Below are 16,837 nucleotides of genomic sequence, written 5' to 3' on the forward strand. Positions count from 1 at the left end.
ATGGCTCCCGCAAACCGTCCGCAACGGTCAGAGCTTGCTGTGCTCGACCTGCCGCTCGCGCTGCATCAGGGTCCATTCGGCCTGTTCGGTGAGCGCGGCATCGCCGAGTGACAGCAGGATCTGCCGCTGCAGCACCAGATCGTCCGTGCGATCCAGCGCGGCGCGCGCGCCGGTGAAGATGCGCTGCATGAAACGGTACTGCCGGATCAGCTCCTTGTCGGCCTTGCGGTAGGCATACGCCTCGCGCACGGCCGCCATGATCGACAGCACCGCCATGATCATCACCAGGGTGGTCTTGGCGTCCTGCGACAGCTGGCGCACGAATACGGCCAAGAACACGCTGATCGCGACGCCGCCCCACAGGCTGAGCGAGCCGATTGCCTCGGTGACATGGTGCAGTCCGGTGCGCTCGGCGGTCTTGCGCTCGTAGTAATGAAGCTGCCCGGACTTGCCGGACTCGCCGACCCACTCCGCAATGACGCCCGCCAGTGCTGCAGGCGACGGTTCCGCCGGCCGGGTCGCTGCCTGCAGGCCGGCGGCACGCATGACGTTGCGGATCCAGCCCAGCTCGATGTTCTGCCTCTGCAGGAAGTTGTCGTGGGCGAACTCGTGGTCGGCGTTCGCCGAGATGTTCGCCCGCTGCCAGTACGACTGGATCCGCAAACCCTCCGCCAGCGCGCGGTAGTCCAGGTACTTGCGATGCCAGCCGCGGCGCCGGGCCAGCATCGCCACCGCGCCGCCGCTGGCGAACAGCAGCAGGAACAGATAGATCAGGAAATCCTGCGCGGGCAGATGGGCGTAGAAGGTGAAAGCGATGCCCATCAGCGCCGCCAGCGTGTAGGTCAGACGCATCGCCAGCAGCACGCGCCGCTGGAAATGCAGCGCCAGCCAGTCGGCGGCGTGGAACAGGCTGTCGATGTCTGCCGCGTCACCCGCCGCGTCGGCCTGCCGCACCGATGCCGCGATCTCGCCGGCATACGTGTCGCACTCGCCGTTGAACTCGACCATGCGCGCGAACATCAGCCGGAAGTCCGCCGGCAGGCTGCCGGCGGCTGCAACCGTATCGCCCGTGCGCCACAGCGTCTGCAGGGGCGCCAGCCCGGTGGCCGGTGTGCCATCGGCCCCGTCGCGCGAACAGACGATGTGATAGAGCAGGCTCTCGTCGCCACCGCCGAGCACGTGGCGCGTATCCTGCCGCCGGTCGATCAGTCCGGGCATGGTGCCGTTCAGGTGGTAGTTGACGATCTGCGCGGTGCCGCCGAGCCGGCCCGATACCTTGCCGTCCCAGATCGCCAGCAGAATGTGGCAGTGGCTGGCGATATACACGCCCGCCTTGGCGTACTGGCGATCGCGCGGCACGCCCGGCGAACCGATCGCCTGCCGCGGCTGCTCCATCAGCTGCGGCAGCAGCACGACCTCGGCCTGGCTGCACAAGCGGTGAAAGTCGGCACGCACGGCCGCACTGGAGAAATCCTCGACGTACAGGTCCGGCGGCAGCGGCAGCGGCGCGACCAGCCGCGCTCCGGCGGCGAGCGCCTCCTGCGCCACCAACTGGTCGCCGCCCTCGGCCAGCGCGGACACCACCACCAGCGGCAGCCCGGGAAAATCGTGCCGGAGCTGCGCCAGGAAATCCCGCACGCATTGCCGGATCGGCTCGATTTCGTCGGCGGGGATGTTGCGATGGCTGGTGACGCCGATGACCAGTGGAGTCATGTGGCTTCCTGGCGATGAATGGTCACGATGGACAGGTCACACGCAGCTTCGCCGGCCCATGCTTCGCAGGAATCCATGCGGCTGCCTTCTCGCGAAGCTGCATGAGCTGCTGGACGCATGGCGTGGTATCGGCGCCAACGCGCCTACGTGTTTTTTATCATCGGGTTGGTGGCTTGGTCCGGCGTTGGCGTTCCTGTCAGCCCGGATTCCGGAGCGGGTTCGTTGGCTGCACCGTCCTTCTCGTTGTCGGCGGGCGGAGGCACTGCCGGGGTGTTCTGATTTTCCTTGCTGGTGGTCTTGGACATGATGGTCTCCAGAGTGTTGGAACCGATGGATGCAGGCGCTAGGTATTCTTGATCGACGGATTCGTAGTCTGCCCCGTGATGGAAGTCTTCTTCGACTGATAGACCACATTGCCAATCGTGGCGCTCAGCTGATAGATCCACTCTCCCGCCGTGCTGGCGCTGTTGTTGAGGTCGCTCATGGTTATTTCGTTGCCGTTCGGACTCAGCGTTGGGGGCCCGAAGATACCCGCGGGTGGCGGCGTGCCGACCCAGGCGAAACCGGGTTCCGGATCGCTTTGCGTATTGAACGATCCCGAGGCCGCGTTGCCGGTCAGCTGCCAGGTGATGGTTTGCGCGTTGGGGCTACGGCTGACGTGGTTCGCACCGTTACTCTGATCGATATCGAGACTTGGCGGGGTCGTGCTCGTGTCGAGCGTGACATGGAGATTGTTCGGCATGATGGATTCCTTGGTGATGAGGGTTTGATCCGATACCGCACTTGCCGGTGTTGCCTGTCCCCTGTTCGTTGCGCCCGGCCTTACTGGTGGGCGCTGGTGTCGGTTGCCGCCAGCAGTTTCTGCTGGAAGGCCGCATTGACCGGGTAGTCGATCCGCTCGCGCCGCAGCACGGCCAGCAGCACCGCATCGCGGTAGCCGCTGCTCCACAGTTGCCGGATCACGGCCTGCGCCTCGGCTTTCCTGCCCTGCGCCAGCAGCGCCTCGACCTGCAGCGCCAGCAGACGCGGATCGTCGCCGCCGCTTTTCACCGCCCGCATCGCGTTCAAAGCATCGTTGCGCAGTTGTCGAGCGACCCGCGCCTGATCGGATACCGCCGCGAGCAAAAGCTGCGCTCCTGCCGTCGCCAGCAGGGTGGCGCGGTCGTCAGGCTGCCTGGCGAGCAATGGGGCGAGGATAGCCAGCGCCGCCTGCGCCTGCCTGCGCGCTGCATCGGCTTGGCCGGACGCTTGCAACTGCGCAGCGTGTTCAAGCTGTGCCTCGGCGAACTCGCGCTGCATACCGACGTTCGCCGGATCCTGTTTCGCCAAGGCAAGGAAAATGGACAACGACTGCGCATTCAGCGTCCGCGCCGCGGGCAGATCACCGCTCAGGCGATGCAGTCGGCTCGTTTGCGAGGCATATAGGGCGAGACGATCCTTGAAGCTGGTGTTGCCCGGATCGACCTTCGTCAATTGTGTGGCGATGTCGACCGCCTGTTGCAGGTCGTGCATGCCCGTATCGACGTCGCCGCTCAGGGCCAGCGTGCGCCCCAGAATGGCGCGAACGGTAAGCATGTTCTCGCGCTGGTCGTTATTCTGCGGATCGCGTGCGGAAAGTGCGGTCTCGATTGCGTCATCGGCAGCATATTCGGTGATGGCCGTCGCAAGGTCGCCGCGCATCAAGGCCAGCTTGCCAAGATTGTTGTGCGCGCCGCCCAATTCCAGCGCCCACTCGGTCTTGCCGGGACTGGCGGCCGCCAGCTTGCGGGACAACGCCAGTGCGTTGCGGTAATGGCCGGCCGCCTCGTCCACCCGGCCGCGTGCTTCGAGCACATGACCGATATTGTTTTCGATCATCTCCTGCTGGTACTGCAACGGCAGTTCATCCGCCGTACTCGGCACGGCCCGCTGCAGCACGGTTTGAGCTGATTCAAAACTCCGTTGCGCGGCATCGAGCTGCCCTTGATACCAGTGAGTCATGCCGACGAAGGCCAGGACCTGCGCATAAGCGAGCTGTCGCGTGGTGTCGGCGGGAGCCTTCTCGGCCAGCGCGGCAGCAAGCTTCGAGGCCGCCTGATATGACTCCATCGCCGCCGAAAGATGACCTTGGTCCTGGCGCACGCTGCCGATCTTCTCCAGTGCCTTGGCGCGCTGCGCCAGCGCGGCGTCGGTGACGTCGGCGGTCGGCAACGCCTGGAAGTAGCTCATCGCGTGGTCGTCGACGGCTTCCAGGATGTCCAGGCGCGACACCTGCCGAAGCTTGTCGTTGAGGTCACCGAGCATGAAGCCGACCAGATCCTCGGCCTGCTTCTGCCGGCGCTCGGCCGCCTGGCTGGCGACCACGGCGGCGTGGCGGGCGATCAGCGCGGTGATCGCCAGAGCGGTGGTCGCCGCCATCACGATCAACGCCAGCGTGGCCAGCGCCGCCATGCGCCGGGCGCGTCGCTGCAATTCGCGCCGCTTCAGCGCATCGAAGCCGAGGTCCAGCATGCCGGCGATCAGCTTCAGCTTGGCATTGGCCTTGCCGTCCTTGCCTGCGCGCGCGTCGGCGGCGATCGGCTCGGTGCTCTGGTGGCTCAACTCACCGTCCGCGCCGAGTGGATGACGCAGCGCCGGCGCGAAACATTCCTCGGCGGCGCGGCCGGGCAGCTCGCTGGCGCCGGGTTCGCCATCGACGATCAGGCAGAAGATGCGCTCGCTGCGGCCGAGCCGCTTGAACGCCAGCACTTCCTCGTTGACCCAGTGCGAAGTCGCCGAGTGCGGCGAGCAGATCACCAACAGGTTGGCCGATTGCGCCAATGCCTCGTTGACCTTGCGGCCCAGATCGGTGGCGCTGGCCAGCTCGTCGCGATCACGGAAGATCGGCGCGAGGCGGGCGGGGATCTCGCCGAACGCCGTCGCCTGGCCGACCAGGCGCTTCGGCACCGCGTAGGTTTCCAGCGCCCGATGCAGCCAGCCCGCCCAGGTCTTGTCCCGGTGGCTGTAGCTGATGAAAGCGCGGTACCGGAATGCCGGCACCGCGGAAGCTTGCGTCATGACGCGTTGCTCCCGCACGAGGTGACGCATTCCCTTGCCGGGAAGTCCCCATCCACTCGACCTGACCCCGGACGCCGGCCGGTCAGGACACTCCGGCAGGCACCCGTGACGCGGCACAATAGCACTTGAAATGTGATGCAAGTCTCATTTTTCAGGGCTTGGCGGCGATTCCGGGGCCAGGAACAGCGCGATCGACCTTCCGGCGCACCGGCAGGCATACCGCTGGATTCCGCGGGCCAAACCGCCAGGCCGCACACCTGGCGGCTTTCCGTTCCGGACCCATGGTGCAGGCAACACCGGCCGGAGGCAGAATGTGGCCACCATGAAAAGCCTGACGATGGGAATCCGCTTCTCGGCTGCCGCCATGCTGCTGGCCACGGCACCGATCGCCGCCGGCCAGAACATCTACAAGTGCACGCAGGGCGGGCAAGTCGCCTATACCGACCACCCTTGCCCGGGCGGCAACGGTGAGCTGCTGCACCAGGCCGACGACACCGAAGTCATCGACCGCTACCTGCGCCTGGGTCAGGACGAGCTGGCGAAACGCTATGCGGATTCACGCCACCTGGAAACGCTCTACCAGCAGCGCATCGACGCCCGCCGGCAGGCGCTGGACGAAAAGGCCCAGCGCGACGCCGACGAGGCTTACGCGGCGCAGCAGCGTGCCGACGAGGAGCAGCAGCAGGCGCTGGCCGACCAGGCGGCCGAGCGCGACCGGTTGCAGGCCGAGAACACGGCGCTGCGCCAGCAGAACGCGGATTACCAGAACCAGCTGAGCCAGCCGGTCTACAACGCCCCGCCCGCCTACTGGGGCGCCCCGCCGTACCCGCGCCGCCATCGCGACCGAGACCACGACGGCGACCATGACCACCAGCCGCCACCGGTATCGGACAAGCCGATCTTCCACCCGTGCAAGCAGTTGGCCGGTGGCCGCACGCAGTGCTGAAGCGGCGGCGTACCGCCCCTACTTGAACCGATGGATGAAGCCCACCTTGAAGCCGCCGGGCAGCCAGCTGATGATCAGCGGCGAATCCCGGTGCGCCGCCCACAGGCCGATCCCGGTGCCGAGCGCGGCGCCGACCAGCACGTCGCTCTGCCAATGGCCCCGGGTCTTCACCCGCGCCACCGCGTCGTACGCCGGCAGCAGGGCCAGCGCGTACACGGCCGGATGGTCGCGCCCGTAGGTGACGATGAACGGCGTGACCGCCGCCGATATCGCCGCCACTTCCCCGCTGGGGAAGCTCTGCGCGTGGCTGCCGCTGAAGAAGCGATCGGGATTGTCGGTCTGTGAAGGCCGCTCGCGCTGGAACGTGTATTTCATCGCCTCGGCGCCGACGCCGGTGATCACCATGGCATCCACCGAGCGCCAGAACGTGTCGCCCAGCTGGTCGTTGTCGCCAAAGACCAGGGCGCCGCCGGCGATCGCACCGATCATGCCGTACATCAGGGCATTCTGGTTGGAGCGTTTCCAGATGCCGCTGTTGTCGTAGTGGACGCGGTGGTCGATGCCGAGCGGGCCGCCTCCCGCATGGGCAGCGCCCGAAACCAGGATGGCGGCGGCGCATAGCCAGGATCGCAATGCAGGCATCTCGCGGCTCCCGCATGACAGGCAGCGCCTGCCTTCCGGCCCGAACGCTACGCAGCCCAGCTTTCGGTTGGCTTACGCGACCGGCCCGGAAGGGCCGTCGAACCGCGCGCGGAAGAAGCGCACTCTGGGCTACCTTGGCCGGACCCGGATGCCGGGACGAATGGGAACCTCATGCAAAGTGCGGACGCGATCATCGTCGGCGCGGGCCCTGCCGGCCTTGCCTGCGCGGCATGCATGCGCCAGCGCGGCCTCGACGTGGTGATCCTGGAAAAGGCCGGTGCGGTCGCTTCCATATGGCGGCGCCACTACGACCGGCTGCACCTGCACACGGACCGTGGCCACTCCGGCCTGCCCGGCATGGCGATGCCGCGCAGCTGGCCCAGGTATCCATCGTGCGCCCAAGTCGTCGACTACCTGGAAAGCTACGCGGCGCAGTTCGACCTGCAGCCGGTCTTCCACTGCGCGGTGCGCACGGTCCGTCGCGATGGTTCCGCTTGGCGCGTGGAAACGGCGCGGGGCGAGTTCACCGCGCCGGTGGTGGCGATCGCAACCGGCTGGGCCGATTTCCCGCACCGTCCGCGCTGACCGGGGGTGGATACCTATCAAGGCCTGCTTGTTCACAGCAGGGACTATCGCAACCCGGCGGCCTGCGCGGGCAAGCGCGTGCTGGTGGTGGGCTTCGGCAATTCGGGCGGCGAGATTGCGCTGGACCTGGCGCAAGCCGGGGTCGACGTGACGCTGGCCGTGCGCGGCCCGGTGCAGATCCTGCCACACGAGCTGCGGGGCATTCCGATCCTGACCTGGGCGATCGCGCAGGCGCGCCTGCCCGCACGCGTGGCCGACTTCATCAACGCGCCGGCGATCCGGCTCGTCATCGGCCCGGCCGGGAAGCTCGGCTTGACCATCGCCCGCAAGGGGCCGCGCCGCATGATCGAGGAAGACCACCACATCCCCTTGCTCGACGTGGGCACGCTGGCCCGGATCCGCGACGGCACGATCAAGCTGCGCGGCGGCATCGAGCGCTTCACCCGCGATGGCGTGGTGTTTGCGCAGTCGCCAGCCGAACCGTTCGCTGCCGTCATCCTCGCCACCGGCTTCCGGCCCGACCTGCGCCCGTTGCTGCCCGAGGCGCATGGCGTCCTCGACGACCACGGCATGCCGCTGGCGAGCGGCCGGACAACGCCCGAACCGGGGCTGTTCTTCTGCGGCCTGATCGCCGCGCCCACCGGACAGTTGCGCGAGATCGGCATCGAGGCCCGGCGCATCGCCGGCCTGGCGGCGGCTTGCCAGCGGTAACCACGAGCACCTTGCCGGTGGACGCGGCAGCACCGCGCGATAACAGCCGGCATACCGGAGAGATGCCACAATGCACCGGAGTCTCCACGCGACTCCGTGATGCTCCGAGGAGGTCACCATGAAACGGTTCCAAACCACCCTGCTTTTCGGAATGCTGTCGCTCGCGGCAAGCACGGCCCTGGCTTCCTCGGGCTCGCTCAACGAATTCCGGCCCAAGGTCATGCCGGTGCTGGTGCAGGTGAACGCCCACGGCAAGGTCACCGACGCCTCGCCGGCGATCGAACTTTCGCCGCGGCTGCGCCGGCTGCTGTTGCAGAACCTGAATGAAATGATCGTCAAGCCGGCGACCGAACACGGGCGCCCCGTGTCCAGCCAGTTCGTCGCCAACCTGGTCCTGCGCACCACGCCTCGCACCGAGGGCGACTACGACGCGCAGTTTGCCTTCGTATCAAGCTCGCCGGTGCCGTCGGGCTCCTGGTACTGGGTCCATATCGATGGCCACCGGCTGGCGCTGGCGAGCCGGGATTCCATCAACCGCGGGGCACGGATCCGATTCAACGACGACCGGAGAATGGACCGGTCCTCGAACCCCATGAACTACCGGTCCGCACCGACTCCGCTCATCCAGAACGCCACCCGCAACACACCCAGCCCCGCACCTGCACGCGTGCCCGGGCACGGAGGGTAATCCGGCCAGGAAGAAGGCCGCCTGCTCCCGGGTAGCACCTGGCAGCAAACAGTGAAAGGCCCGCCGCATGCGACTGGCCTTTCTTGCTGGAAGCGGAACGTACGGTGAGTTGCGACGCCGACATCCGCTACGACGCACGCCTCACGCAGGACACGATTGCCGTACCGATCGGCTCGCGCACGCAACGACGGGTGAGCGCGGCTGCTAGGCTCAAAATCCTTCATGCCATGCCGACCACCTCCAGCCGCAGGACTATTACCGTCGCGCGCAGAGCGTCGAGCCTTTCGCTTCGGAGCTTCTGACTTGCAAGCCAGGGAGCAAACCGTTGTCAGCGGATATTCGGGTATGGCGCCCGGTTTTCCCCGGCGGACGTTTGCAGTACGGTGGGCCTCGCCAGGGAGCACTCAGGGGGAGTGATATGGCGAAACACAAGCAAAGCGGCATCGAGCAGATCGCCTCGATGCCATGGCAGGCAGGTGTCCTGCTCGGGCTGATCGGTTATCTCGCCGTCCGCTTCGGCATCGGCTGGTACTTCGGCGCCCACACCGATCCTCTTTCCGCAGGCATTGCGAAGGATGCTCGCGACGGCATGCTGGCGCCGCTCGCGTGGATGTTGCTCGCGGGCTGCTGGATCGGCGCGCTCGTCTCACTTGTCAAACGTAACCAGCGTCGCCGGCTACTCGACTCGCAAACCGGCATCGAAAGCCTGCGCACCATGCGCTGGAGCGAATTCGAGCTGCTCGCCGGCGAAGCGTTTCGTCGCCAGGGCTACGCCATCGAAGAAACCGGCCTCGGCGGCGCCGACGGCGGCATCGACCTGATCCTGCGCAGGAACGGCCAGACCACGCTGGTGCAATGCAAGCAATGGCAGAACCGACAGGTCGGCGTCAAAGTCGTGCGCGAAATGTACGGCCTGCTCGTGCACCACCAGGCCGCTGCCGTGAAGATCGTGGCGCTTGGCGACTACACCCCCGACGCCCACCGCTTCGCCCAAGGCAAACCCATCGAGCTGATCCACGGCGGCGAACTGATCGCCACGGTGCGTAAGCTGCAATCCGGCAAGGCTCGCGCCACACATCCGCTGGATACGCCGCTGGCGTTTGGCGGAAGCATCGCCGCCAGCCTGCTCCTCATTGCGGGACTCTCGCCTTCTACAGCGAGCACCTCGCAGGCACGACAGATCGCTGCGCCTACTGCCGCTTTCCAGCCCACACTCGGACCGGAGCCGCCGTCGATCCCTCATCGCCCCACAGCATCGACACCACGCGCCCATGCAGTGATCTATGCGAGCGATTCGCAGGACGACGCGGAATTGCGCGAGTGGAAAAAGAGGAACGCCGAGTCGATGAAGATTCTGGAGAAGACCACGAAGGAGATGCCGCTGCGCTGATGTTCCTTCGTGCGGCAATACTCGAAACCAGATGTGTCTAAACCCACCCAATGGCGTACACCATGAGCTAGACAAGTTGATGGAGCGGGGGTTACGCATACCGTTCAACCCCGACCTGCGGTCTCATGCGGCCTATCTTGTGTGGCACCTAGACCATTGCTTCAAGCATTAACAAAGAAATCTCCCCTCATTTTTGTAATTCATCAACCCACTACCTGGAAAATTTTCGATGACACCTCCGCAAGTGCCGAAAGCGAAACTTCCTCCGTATTTTTTCTTGGGCCAGCCCATTGGACTCGCTGCACTGACGCTCGGCGCGCTTACCTTGTTTACGCAAAAACGTGATGCGATCGTCGGGGCCATACCGATTCTGGCGAATCGATCGCTCGACTGGTGCCTTCTGGCGCTGGGAATCCTCGTCCTAGCATCCATGTCCTTGCTCATCTTCAAGACGACACAGCGCCACCAGGATCTGAACCGCAAAATGCACGAACGTCGAGTCGAAGAAGCGCGACAACGTCAGCTTTACGAGCCAAGACCATTGCAGTCGCCGATGACTCTGAAGCCACTCGAAAATGTGTGGATCGGAGTGATTCTCGGCTGGGTGGTCGGTCTCGGCATGATTGCCCTTGGCGTTGCCGGGTTCATGCAACACTCCAGTCTGAGTTCATTCGCCATATGCATGCTTTTCAGCCTGTTTGGTACTCTTATCGTGTTGACGGCCACAAATAAACTGTTTTGCAGGGTGGAGCTTCGGGGCGAAGAAATTTTCTACACTAGTATGTTTTGCAAGAGAAGTTTTCGAGCACAGGACATTCGCTCGGCCATCTACAGCAGCACCGGCAACGTCAAGACGCTGAAGGTAAGCACCGCTCAATCCTGGTTCATCGTCACCACCAGCAACTTTACCCAGGGGCAACTGGAAATCATCCGCAAGTTCTGCGATCCGTCGGCAACCTGAAGCCTGCTATGAAGGCGATTTTGAACTAGCAGGACGGGGCAATTAAATCGCCCTAGCCCGCGCGGCGAGTGTACCGAGTGCGGGCCAGGATGGCCCGCCGTTCTACCCGGGCTCGCGTGCGGCGATGAACTGGGGACAACAGGCCGCGTAGCGGCACGAAAGCTCTTCGCCCCAATGCCAGTGCACAGAAATGCAAAAGCGATTCCGGCCTTCGCCGGAATGACGAAAAGGAAAGAGCGTGGCGGGCACCCGCCCGCCCCCCGCAGGGGAGAGGGAGCAAAGAAAAGCCCGCCGGATGGCGGGCTCTCTAATATCAACAAAGTACCTCGCGCCTCACCCCAGCAACACCCGATTCATCCGCTGCACGAACGCCGACGGATCCGGCAACTGCGCGCCGGCCGCAATCTCCGCCTGCTCCAGCAACAGGGTCGCCAGATCCTTGGCCTTCGCCTCGTCCGCTTCCGCCTCGACACGCTTCAACAGCGCGTGCTGCGGGTTGATCTCCAGCGTGGGCTTGTTCTCGGGCATCTCGTGACCGGCTTCACGCAGCAGGCGGGCCAGGTGCGGCGCCATCTCGTAATCGGAAAGGGCCAGGCATGAGGGCGAGTCGGTAAGGCGGGCGGAAACCTTGACGTCGGCCACGCGGTCGCCGAGCAGATCCTTCAGCTTCTTCAGCAGTGGCGCGGCTTCCTTCGTCGCCTCTTCCTGCTTCTTCTTGCCGGCTTCGTCCAGCGGCACCTCGCCCTTGGCGACGCTCTTGAGTTTCTTGCCTTCGTACTCGCTGAGCGAGCCGATCATCCACTCGTCGATGCGGTCGGACATCAGCAGCACTTCGATGTCCTTGGCCTTGAACGCTTCCAGTTGCGGGCTGCCGAAGGCGGCGGCGTAGCTGTCGGCGGTGATGTACCAGATCGCGTCCTGGCCCACCGCCATGCGGCCGATGTAGTCGTCGAGCGCGACGGTCTGCTGGCTGCCCTCGCCCTTGGTGGAGGCGAAGCGCAGCAGCTTGGCGATGCGTTCGCGGTTGTTGGCGTCCTCGCTGATGCCTTCCTTGAGCGTGTTGCCGAACGCCTTGTAGAAGGTGGCGAACTTCTCCGGCTCGTCCTTCGCCAGCTTCTCGATCAGGTCCAGCACGCGCTTGACGCAGGCGGCCTTGATGCGCTCGAGCTGGCGGTTGTGCTGCAGGATCTCGCGGCTGACGTTGAGCGGCAGGTCGTCGGCGTCGACCACGCCGCGCACGAAGCGCAGGTAGTTCGGCAGCAGCTCTTCAGCCGCGTCCATGATGAAGACGCGCTTGATGTAGAGCTTCACGCCCTTGCGCTCGTCGCGGCCGCCCATCATCAGGTCGAACGGCGGCTGCGAGGGGATGTACAGCAAGGTGGTGAAGCTCTGGCTACCTTCGACGCGGTTGTGCGTCCACGCCAGCGCGTCGTTGAAGTCGTGGCCGAGCGACTTGTAGAAGCTCTGGTAGTCCTCGTCGCTGATCTCCGACTTCGGCTTGGTCCACAGCGCCGAGGCGGCGTTGATGGTCTCGAACTCGTCGGTCGGCTTGCCGTCCTTCTCGACCGGCATGCGGATCGGGAAGGCCACGTGATCGGAGTAGCGGGTGATCAGCGCGCGCAGCTGCCAGCGGCTGAGGAACTCGTCCTCGTCGGCCTTCAGGTGCAGGATCACGGCGGTGCCGCGCTCGGCCAGTTCGACCGGCTCCAGCGAGTACTCGCCCTTGCCGTCGCTCTCCCACTTCACGCCCTCGCCGGCCGGCGCGTCGGCGCGGCGGCTGAGCACGGTGACCTTGTCGGCGACCACGAAAGCGGAGTAGAAGCCCACGCCGAACTGGCCGATCAGCCGCGCGTCGGCCTTCTGTTCGCCCGACATCGCCTCCAGGAAACGGCGCGTGCCGGAGCTGGCGATGGTGCCGATGTTCGCCACCACCTCGTCGCGGTTCATGCCGATGCCGTTGTCGCGCACGGTGACGGTGCGCGCGGCCGGGTCCCAGCTGACGTCGATGTGCAGCTCGCTGTCGCCGGCGGAAAGTTCCGGCTTGGCGATCGATTCGAAGCGCAGCTTGTCGCAGGCGTCGGAAGCGTTGGAGATCAGCTCGCGCAGGAAGATCTCCTTGTGCGAGTACAGCGAATGGGTGACCAGGTGCAGCACCTGGGCGACTTCGGCTTCGAACTTGCGGGTTTCGGCGGGTGCGTTCATGCGTGGATGTTCCGTTGTTGCGTTGACTATGTGAGATGGTCCCTCCCCCCGCTTGCAGGGGGAGGTCAGGAGGGGGTTCGCCTTTGATCTTGGCATTCAGGCAAGGTCAAGAGCACCCCACCCCAACCCTCCCCTGCTTTGCAGGGGAGGGAGCAAAGCAGAGGTCAGCCGGCGTTCTGCAGCGCGGCGATGCGCTCCTCCAGCGGCGGATGGCTCATGAACAGGCGCTTGAAACCCTCGGCCAGCGGACCGGAGATGCCGAACGCGGCGATCGTTTGCGGCAGCGTGCTCTCGCCATGGTTGGCCTGCAGCCGCTGCAGCGCCGAGATCATCGCGCCTCGCCCGGCGAACTGCGCGCCCGCCGCGTCGGCGCGGAACTCGCGCCAGCGCGAGAACGCCATCACGATCATCGAGGCGAACAGGCCGAACACCAGCTGCAGCACCATCACCGTCACGAAGTAGCCGATGCCGGTGCCGCCGCGGTTGTCGTCGCGGCCGCCGGACATCCAGCTGTCGACCAGCCGGCCCACGATGCGCGCGGCGAGGATCACCAGCGTGTTCAATACGCCCTGGATCAGGGTCAGGGTGACCATGTCGCCGTTCGCGACGTGGCCGATCTCGTGGCCGAGCACGGCGCCGGCCTGTTCGCGGTTCATCTGCTGCAGCAGGCCGGAACTGACCGCCACCAGCGAGCTGTTCCTGGTCATGCCGGTGGCGAACGCGTTCATCTCCGGCGCGTCGTAGATCGCCACCTCGGGCATGCCGATGCCGGCGTTCTGCGCGTGGCGGCGCACGGTGTCGACCAGCCAGCGCTCGGTCTCGTCCTGCGGCTGCTCGATCACCCGCGCGCCGGTGGACCACTTGGCGATCGTCTTGGACATCGCCAGCGAAATGAACGCGCCGCCCATGCCGAACACGGCAGCGTAGGCCAGCAGGCCGCCCATGCCGCCGTAGCCGCGGGCGGCGGCCATCTGGTCGATGCCGAACAGGCGGCAGACGATGCTCAGCAGGAGCAGGACGGCAAGGTTGGTGGCAATGAACAATGCGATGCGACGCATGGCTGTCTCTCTATCGTGGCAGTCATGAAGGGGACTGGGGGTGGACTGAAAATTCGGGGCGGCGGCCGGCGCTTTCAAGGGCTCGGCACGGCATCTAAGATGCGCCGATGAGCTATCGCGGTCGCTTCGCCCCCTCGCCGACCGGACACCTGCACTTCGGCTCGCTGGTCGCCGCGGTGGGCAGCTGGCTGTGCGCGCGGCACGCCGGTGGCGAGTGGCTGTTGCGGATGGAGGACATCGACCCGCCGCGCGAGGTTCCCGGTTCGGCGGCAAGCATCCTCGCCGCCCTGCCCGCGTTCGGCCTGGGCGCCGACGCGCCGGCGCTGTTCCAGTCGCAACGCATTGCCGCCTACGACGCGGCGTTCGAGCGCTTGCGCGCGGCAGACCAGGTGTTCCCGTGCTGGTGCAGCCGCAGCGAACTGGCCGATGCCGGCGGCATCCATCGCGATGGTCGCTGCGTCGCGTCGCCGCAGGCGGCACAGGCGCCGGCCTGGCGGCTGCGCGTGCCGGACATCGCCATCGCCTTCGACGACGCCCTGCAGGGACCGCAGCGGCAGAACCTGCGCGACGAGGTGGGCGACTTCGTGATCCGCCGGGTCGAGGGGCTGTATTCCTACCAGCTCGCCTGCGTGGTGGACGACGCCTACCAGCGCATCACCGAGGTGGTGCGCGGGCTCGACCTGCTCGACTCCACCGCGCGGCAGATCTGGCTGCAACGCTGCCTCGGGCTGCCCACGCCGGCTTATCGCCACCTGCCGCTGGTGCTGGACGGCGAGGGACGCAAGCTGTCGAAGTCCGGGCAGGCCTTTCCGATCGACCCGGCCGCCCCCCTGCCGGCACTGCGGCAGGCGCTGGCATTCCTGCGGGTACCGGCGCTGCCTGCGGCAGCGGATGCACACCAACTGCTGGTGCAGGCGCTGGCGAACTTCGACCCGGCGGATTTGCCGCATTGCAGCGGTCACTCCGTCGCCTGAAACGCTATAAATGCGCAACGCACCGGCGTCCCGCGGCAACGGCTGCAACATGCTCCCGCCATGCTCCGGCGCGACAGCCCCCGCTTCACCTGCACAGGAGTTCCAAGGACATGACGCAGCGCACGGCATTGGTCACAGGCGGCACCGGCGGCATCGGCAGCGCGATCGTTCGCTACCTTGCCGGACAGGGGCATCGGGTGGCCACCAACTATCGCAACCCGGACAAGGCCGAAGCCTGGCGCAAGGCGATGGCGGCCGAAGGCATCGACGTGTGCATGGTGCAGGGCGATGTCTGCGACCCGGATGCCTGCGCAACGATGGTCCGCGTGATCGAGGCCAGATACGGACCGGTCGACATCCTGGTCAACAACGCCGGCATCACCCGCGACACCACCTTCCACAAGATGACCTACGAGCAGTGGATGGACGTGATCAACACCAACTTGAACGCCTGCTTCAACGTCACCCGCCCGGTGATCGAGGGCATGCGCGCGCGCAAGTGGGGCCGCATCGTGCAGATCAGCTCGATCAACGGCCAGAAAGGCCAGTACGGCCAGGCCAACTACGCCGCAGCGAAGGCCGGCATGCATGGCTTCACCATCTCGCTGGCGCAGGAGAACGCGAAGTTCGGCATCACCGTCAACACCGTTTCGCCCGGCTACGTCGGCACCGACATGGTGATGGCGGTGCCCGAGGAAGTGCGCGAAAAGATCGTGGCGCAGATCCCGGTCGGCCGCCTCGGCAAGCCGGAGGAGATCGCCCACGCGGTGGCCTTCTTCACGGGCGACCAGGCCGCCTGGATCACCGGCGCCAACCTAGCGATCAACGGCGGGCATTACATGGGCTGGTGAGGCAGCGCCAAGCGAACGGATGGCGCGTCGGCATGACCTGGCGCGCACTTGCATCACCGACCGCCCCGGGCGTATATCCCATTGCCACCCACCTGGTGAAGGGAGATCGCTCATGGTCATGGAACGTGTTTCCGGCACCTGCGTATGGATGCTTGCTGGCCTGGCCCTCGCCGTGGCGCTGCCGTGCAGGGGGCAAAGCGGCGCGGCGGCCACCGGCAGCACTGCCGCTTCCCCTGCCTACCCGCCTTCCACCAACGCGCCCTCGTACGACAGTGACCCGAGCTTCGGCGCCTCGCCGAACGAGGATTTCACCAGCCCCGAGAGCGACGCCAGACCGGGGGTGTATTTTTTCAGGCTCGCCGCCCGCGCCTACGAGCAAAAGAACTACCGCCACGCGATCGACATGTACAAGGTTGCAGCGTCCTGGGCTTACAAGCCGGCCGAATACAATCTCGGAGTGATGTACTACCGCGGCCAGGGTGTGCCGGTGGATCGGCCACTGGGCGCCGCCTGGATGGTGCTGGCGGCCGAGCGCAGCACACCTCAATACGTCGCGGCGCGCGACCTGATGATCACGCCGCTGAGCAAAGCCGAATTCGCCCGGGTCGACGCCCTGTGGAACGAGCTCAAGCCTACCTACGGCGACGCCACCGCCCTGCATCGAGCCAAGATGCGCTGGGCCCAGGTGCGCGCAGGAATGACCGGCTCGCGCACCGGCGGCAGCACCGGGCCGCTGAAGGTCGGATCGAGAGGCGGCCCCTCATCGCCCAGGACGGGCAAGAGCATGACGGGCGCGCCCTTGCATACGGACACCACGGGCTTCGAGATCACCAGCGGACATGACATGCATGGCGTGGTGGCCTATCAGCAGTTCCGCGAAAGCGACAACCCCTACGACCCGAAATTCAAGACGGATCCAGCCGGCACCACCTCGGTGGGTGCCCTGATGCCGATCCCAGCCAGCGAGGCCAGGGAAGCTGCGGACAAGACCCCGGATAACAACCCACCGGCGAACGACAAGCCCGTCCATCCGTAACCGTTCGTCGCCCGGGCGCGAGAACCGCACGGCAGGCTTGACCC

14 protein-coding genes and 2 pseudogenes are annotated in these 16,837 nt (G+C 65.9%); 9 read left to right on the forward strand and 7 right to left on the reverse strand.

From position 1 onward, the window contains the following. Window positions 1-27 precede the first annotated feature (27 nt). From RHOOR87_RS0107885 to RHOOR87_RS0107895, 4 genes are all read right to left on the reverse strand, one after another. Window positions 28-1,713 carry a hypothetical protein gene (locus tag RHOOR87_RS0107885; protein WP_027484712.1) on the reverse strand — a complete coding sequence of 562 codons (1,686 nt, stop codon included), beginning with the start codon at window positions 1,711-1,713 and terminating at the stop codon, window positions 28-30. 143 nt (window positions 1,714-1,856) lie between these two features. Continuing rightward, entirely contained in the window at window positions 1,857-2,018 is a 162-nt protein-coding gene (locus RHOOR87_RS20320) for a hypothetical protein (RefSeq protein ID WP_155950933.1), read from the reverse strand. Window positions 2,019-2,056: 38 nt separating this feature from the next. Further along, window positions 2,057-2,455 carry a hypothetical protein gene (locus RHOOR87_RS0107890; protein WP_027484713.1) on the reverse strand — a complete coding sequence of 133 codons (399 nt, stop codon included), beginning with the start codon at window positions 2,453-2,455 and terminating at the stop codon, window positions 2,057-2,059. Window positions 2,456-2,535: 80 nt separating this feature from the next. Beyond that, window positions 2,536-4,749 carry a toll/interleukin-1 receptor domain-containing protein gene (locus tag RHOOR87_RS0107895; protein ID WP_027484714.1) on the reverse strand — a complete coding sequence of 738 codons (2,214 nt, stop codon included), beginning with the start codon at window positions 4,747-4,749 and terminating at the stop codon, window positions 2,536-2,538. A gap of 322 nt (window positions 4,750-5,071) precedes the next feature. Here RHOOR87_RS0107895 and RHOOR87_RS0107900 point away from each other — a divergent pair, with 322 nt between their 5' ends. Further along, complete coding sequence (locus RHOOR87_RS0107900) at window positions 5,072-5,695, forward strand: DUF4124 domain-containing protein (protein WP_027484715.1); 624 nt, start codon at window positions 5,072-5,074, stop codon at window positions 5,693-5,695. Window positions 5,696-5,713: 18 nt separating this feature from the next. On the opposite strand, the gene RHOOR87_RS0107905 is transcribed toward RHOOR87_RS0107900, so the two are convergent. Beyond that, window positions 5,714-6,337 (reverse strand): phosphatase PAP2 family protein, encoded by a 624-nt coding sequence (locus tag RHOOR87_RS0107905; protein WP_027484716.1) that lies wholly within the window; start codon window positions 6,335-6,337, stop codon window positions 5,714-5,716. A 171-nt stretch (window positions 6,338-6,508) separates the two neighbouring features. Between RHOOR87_RS0107905 and RHOOR87_RS20725 the strand changes: the two are divergent. The 5 genes and pseudogenes from RHOOR87_RS20725 to RHOOR87_RS0107925 all read left to right on the forward strand — a co-directional run bounded on the left by RHOOR87_RS20725 (window position 6,509) and on the right by RHOOR87_RS0107925 (window position 10,672). After that, window positions 6,509-7,633 (forward strand): annotated as a pseudogene (locus RHOOR87_RS20725) (NAD(P)/FAD-dependent oxidoreductase). A gap of 118 nt (window positions 7,634-7,751) precedes the next feature. Next, window positions 7,752-8,321: a hypothetical protein gene (locus RHOOR87_RS0107915; RefSeq protein WP_027484717.1), complete on the forward strand. Its 570-nt coding sequence runs from the start codon at window positions 7,752-7,754 to the stop codon at window positions 8,319-8,321. A gap of 110 nt (window positions 8,322-8,431) precedes the next feature. Then, a pseudogene (locus RHOOR87_RS20730) lies at window positions 8,432-8,527 on the forward strand (LysR family transcriptional regulator); the annotation flags it as partial. A gap of 212 nt (window positions 8,528-8,739) precedes the next feature. Then, window positions 8,740-9,711, forward strand: a complete 972-nt coding sequence (locus tag RHOOR87_RS0107920) for a restriction endonuclease (protein ID WP_007507950.1) — start codon at window positions 8,740-8,742, stop codon at window positions 9,709-9,711. Window positions 9,712-9,940: 229 nt separating this feature from the next. Continuing rightward, window positions 9,941-10,672 carry a hypothetical protein gene (locus RHOOR87_RS0107925; RefSeq protein ID WP_007507949.1) on the forward strand — a complete coding sequence of 244 codons (732 nt, stop codon included), beginning with the start codon at window positions 9,941-9,943 and terminating at the stop codon, window positions 10,670-10,672. Between the two features lie 333 nt (window positions 10,673-11,005). On the opposite strand, the gene htpG is transcribed toward RHOOR87_RS0107925, so the two are convergent. Then, window positions 11,006-12,874: a molecular chaperone HtpG gene (gene htpG, locus RHOOR87_RS0107930; protein WP_027484718.1), complete on the reverse strand. Its 1,869-nt coding sequence runs from the start codon at window positions 12,872-12,874 to the stop codon at window positions 11,006-11,008. 164 nt (window positions 12,875-13,038) lie between these two features. Then, complete coding sequence (gene htpX / locus RHOOR87_RS0107935) at window positions 13,039-13,932, reverse strand: protease HtpX (RefSeq protein ID WP_027484719.1); 894 nt, start codon at window positions 13,930-13,932, stop codon at window positions 13,039-13,041. A gap of 107 nt (window positions 13,933-14,039) precedes the next feature. On the opposite strand from htpX, the gene gluQRS reads away from it, so the two are divergent. The 3 genes from gluQRS to RHOOR87_RS0107950 all read left to right on the forward strand — a co-directional run bounded on the left by gluQRS (window position 14,040) and on the right by RHOOR87_RS0107950 (window position 16,793). Beyond that, window positions 14,040-14,906: a tRNA glutamyl-Q(34) synthetase GluQRS gene (gene gluQRS, locus RHOOR87_RS0107940; RefSeq protein ID WP_027484720.1), complete on the forward strand. Its 867-nt coding sequence runs from the start codon at window positions 14,040-14,042 to the stop codon at window positions 14,904-14,906. A gap of 110 nt (window positions 14,907-15,016) precedes the next feature. Continuing rightward, the gene (locus tag RHOOR87_RS0107945) at window positions 15,017-15,757 is read left to right on the forward strand and encodes a beta-ketoacyl-ACP reductase (RefSeq protein ID WP_027484721.1); all 741 of its coding nucleotides are present in this window, start codon (window positions 15,017-15,019) and stop codon (window positions 15,755-15,757) included. A 112-nt stretch (window positions 15,758-15,869) separates the two neighbouring features. Then, window positions 15,870-16,793, forward strand: a complete 924-nt coding sequence (locus RHOOR87_RS0107950) for a sel1 repeat family protein (protein ID WP_015448250.1) — start codon at window positions 15,870-15,872, stop codon at window positions 16,791-16,793. Window positions 16,794-16,837: the final 44 nt, after the last annotated feature.

Source organism: Rhodanobacter sp. OR87 (genome assembly GCF_000473345.1).
Lineage (GTDB): Bacteria > Pseudomonadota > Gammaproteobacteria > Xanthomonadales > Rhodanobacteraceae > Rhodanobacter > Rhodanobacter denitrificans.

Bases quoted from the DNA above. Each gene is read 5' to 3' on its own strand.
- RHOOR87_RS0107885 (WP_027484712.1), bottom strand. From the start codon at position 1,713: ATGACTCCACTGGTCATCGGCGTCACCAGCCATCGCAACATCCCCGCC.
- RHOOR87_RS20320 (WP_155950933.1), bottom strand. From the start codon at position 2,018: ATGTCCAAGACCACCAGCAAGGAAAATCAGAACACCCCGGCAGTGCCT.
- RHOOR87_RS0107890 (WP_027484713.1), bottom strand. From the start codon at position 2,455: ATGCCGAACAATCTCCATGTCACGCTCGACACGAGCACGACCCCGCCA.
- RHOOR87_RS0107895 (WP_027484714.1), bottom strand. From the start codon at position 4,749: ATGACGCAAGCTTCCGCGGTGCCGGCATTCCGGTACCGCGCTTTCATC.
- RHOOR87_RS0107900 (WP_027484715.1), top strand. From the start codon at position 5,072: ATGAAAAGCCTGACGATGGGAATCCGCTTCTCGGCTGCCGCCATGCTG.
- RHOOR87_RS0107905 (WP_027484716.1), bottom strand. From the start codon at position 6,337: ATGCCTGCATTGCGATCCTGGCTATGCGCCGCCGCCATCCTGGTTTCG.
- RHOOR87_RS0107915 (WP_027484717.1), top strand. From the start codon at position 7,752: ATGAAACGGTTCCAAACCACCCTGCTTTTCGGAATGCTGTCGCTCGCG.
- RHOOR87_RS0107920 (WP_007507950.1), top strand. From the start codon at position 8,740: ATGGCGAAACACAAGCAAAGCGGCATCGAGCAGATCGCCTCGATGCCA.
- RHOOR87_RS0107925 (WP_007507949.1), top strand. From the start codon at position 9,941: ATGACACCTCCGCAAGTGCCGAAAGCGAAACTTCCTCCGTATTTTTTC.
- htpG (WP_027484718.1), bottom strand. From the start codon at position 12,874: ATGAACGCACCCGCCGAAACCCGCAAGTTCGAAGCCGAAGTCGCCCAG.
- htpX (WP_027484719.1), bottom strand. From the start codon at position 13,932: ATGCGTCGCATCGCATTGTTCATTGCCACCAACCTTGCCGTCCTGCTC.
- gluQRS (WP_027484720.1), top strand. From the start codon at position 14,040: ATGAGCTATCGCGGTCGCTTCGCCCCCTCGCCGACCGGACACCTGCAC.
- RHOOR87_RS0107945 (WP_027484721.1), top strand. From the start codon at position 15,017: ATGACGCAGCGCACGGCATTGGTCACAGGCGGCACCGGCGGCATCGGC.
- RHOOR87_RS0107950 (WP_015448250.1), top strand. From the start codon at position 15,870: ATGGTCATGGAACGTGTTTCCGGCACCTGCGTATGGATGCTTGCTGGC.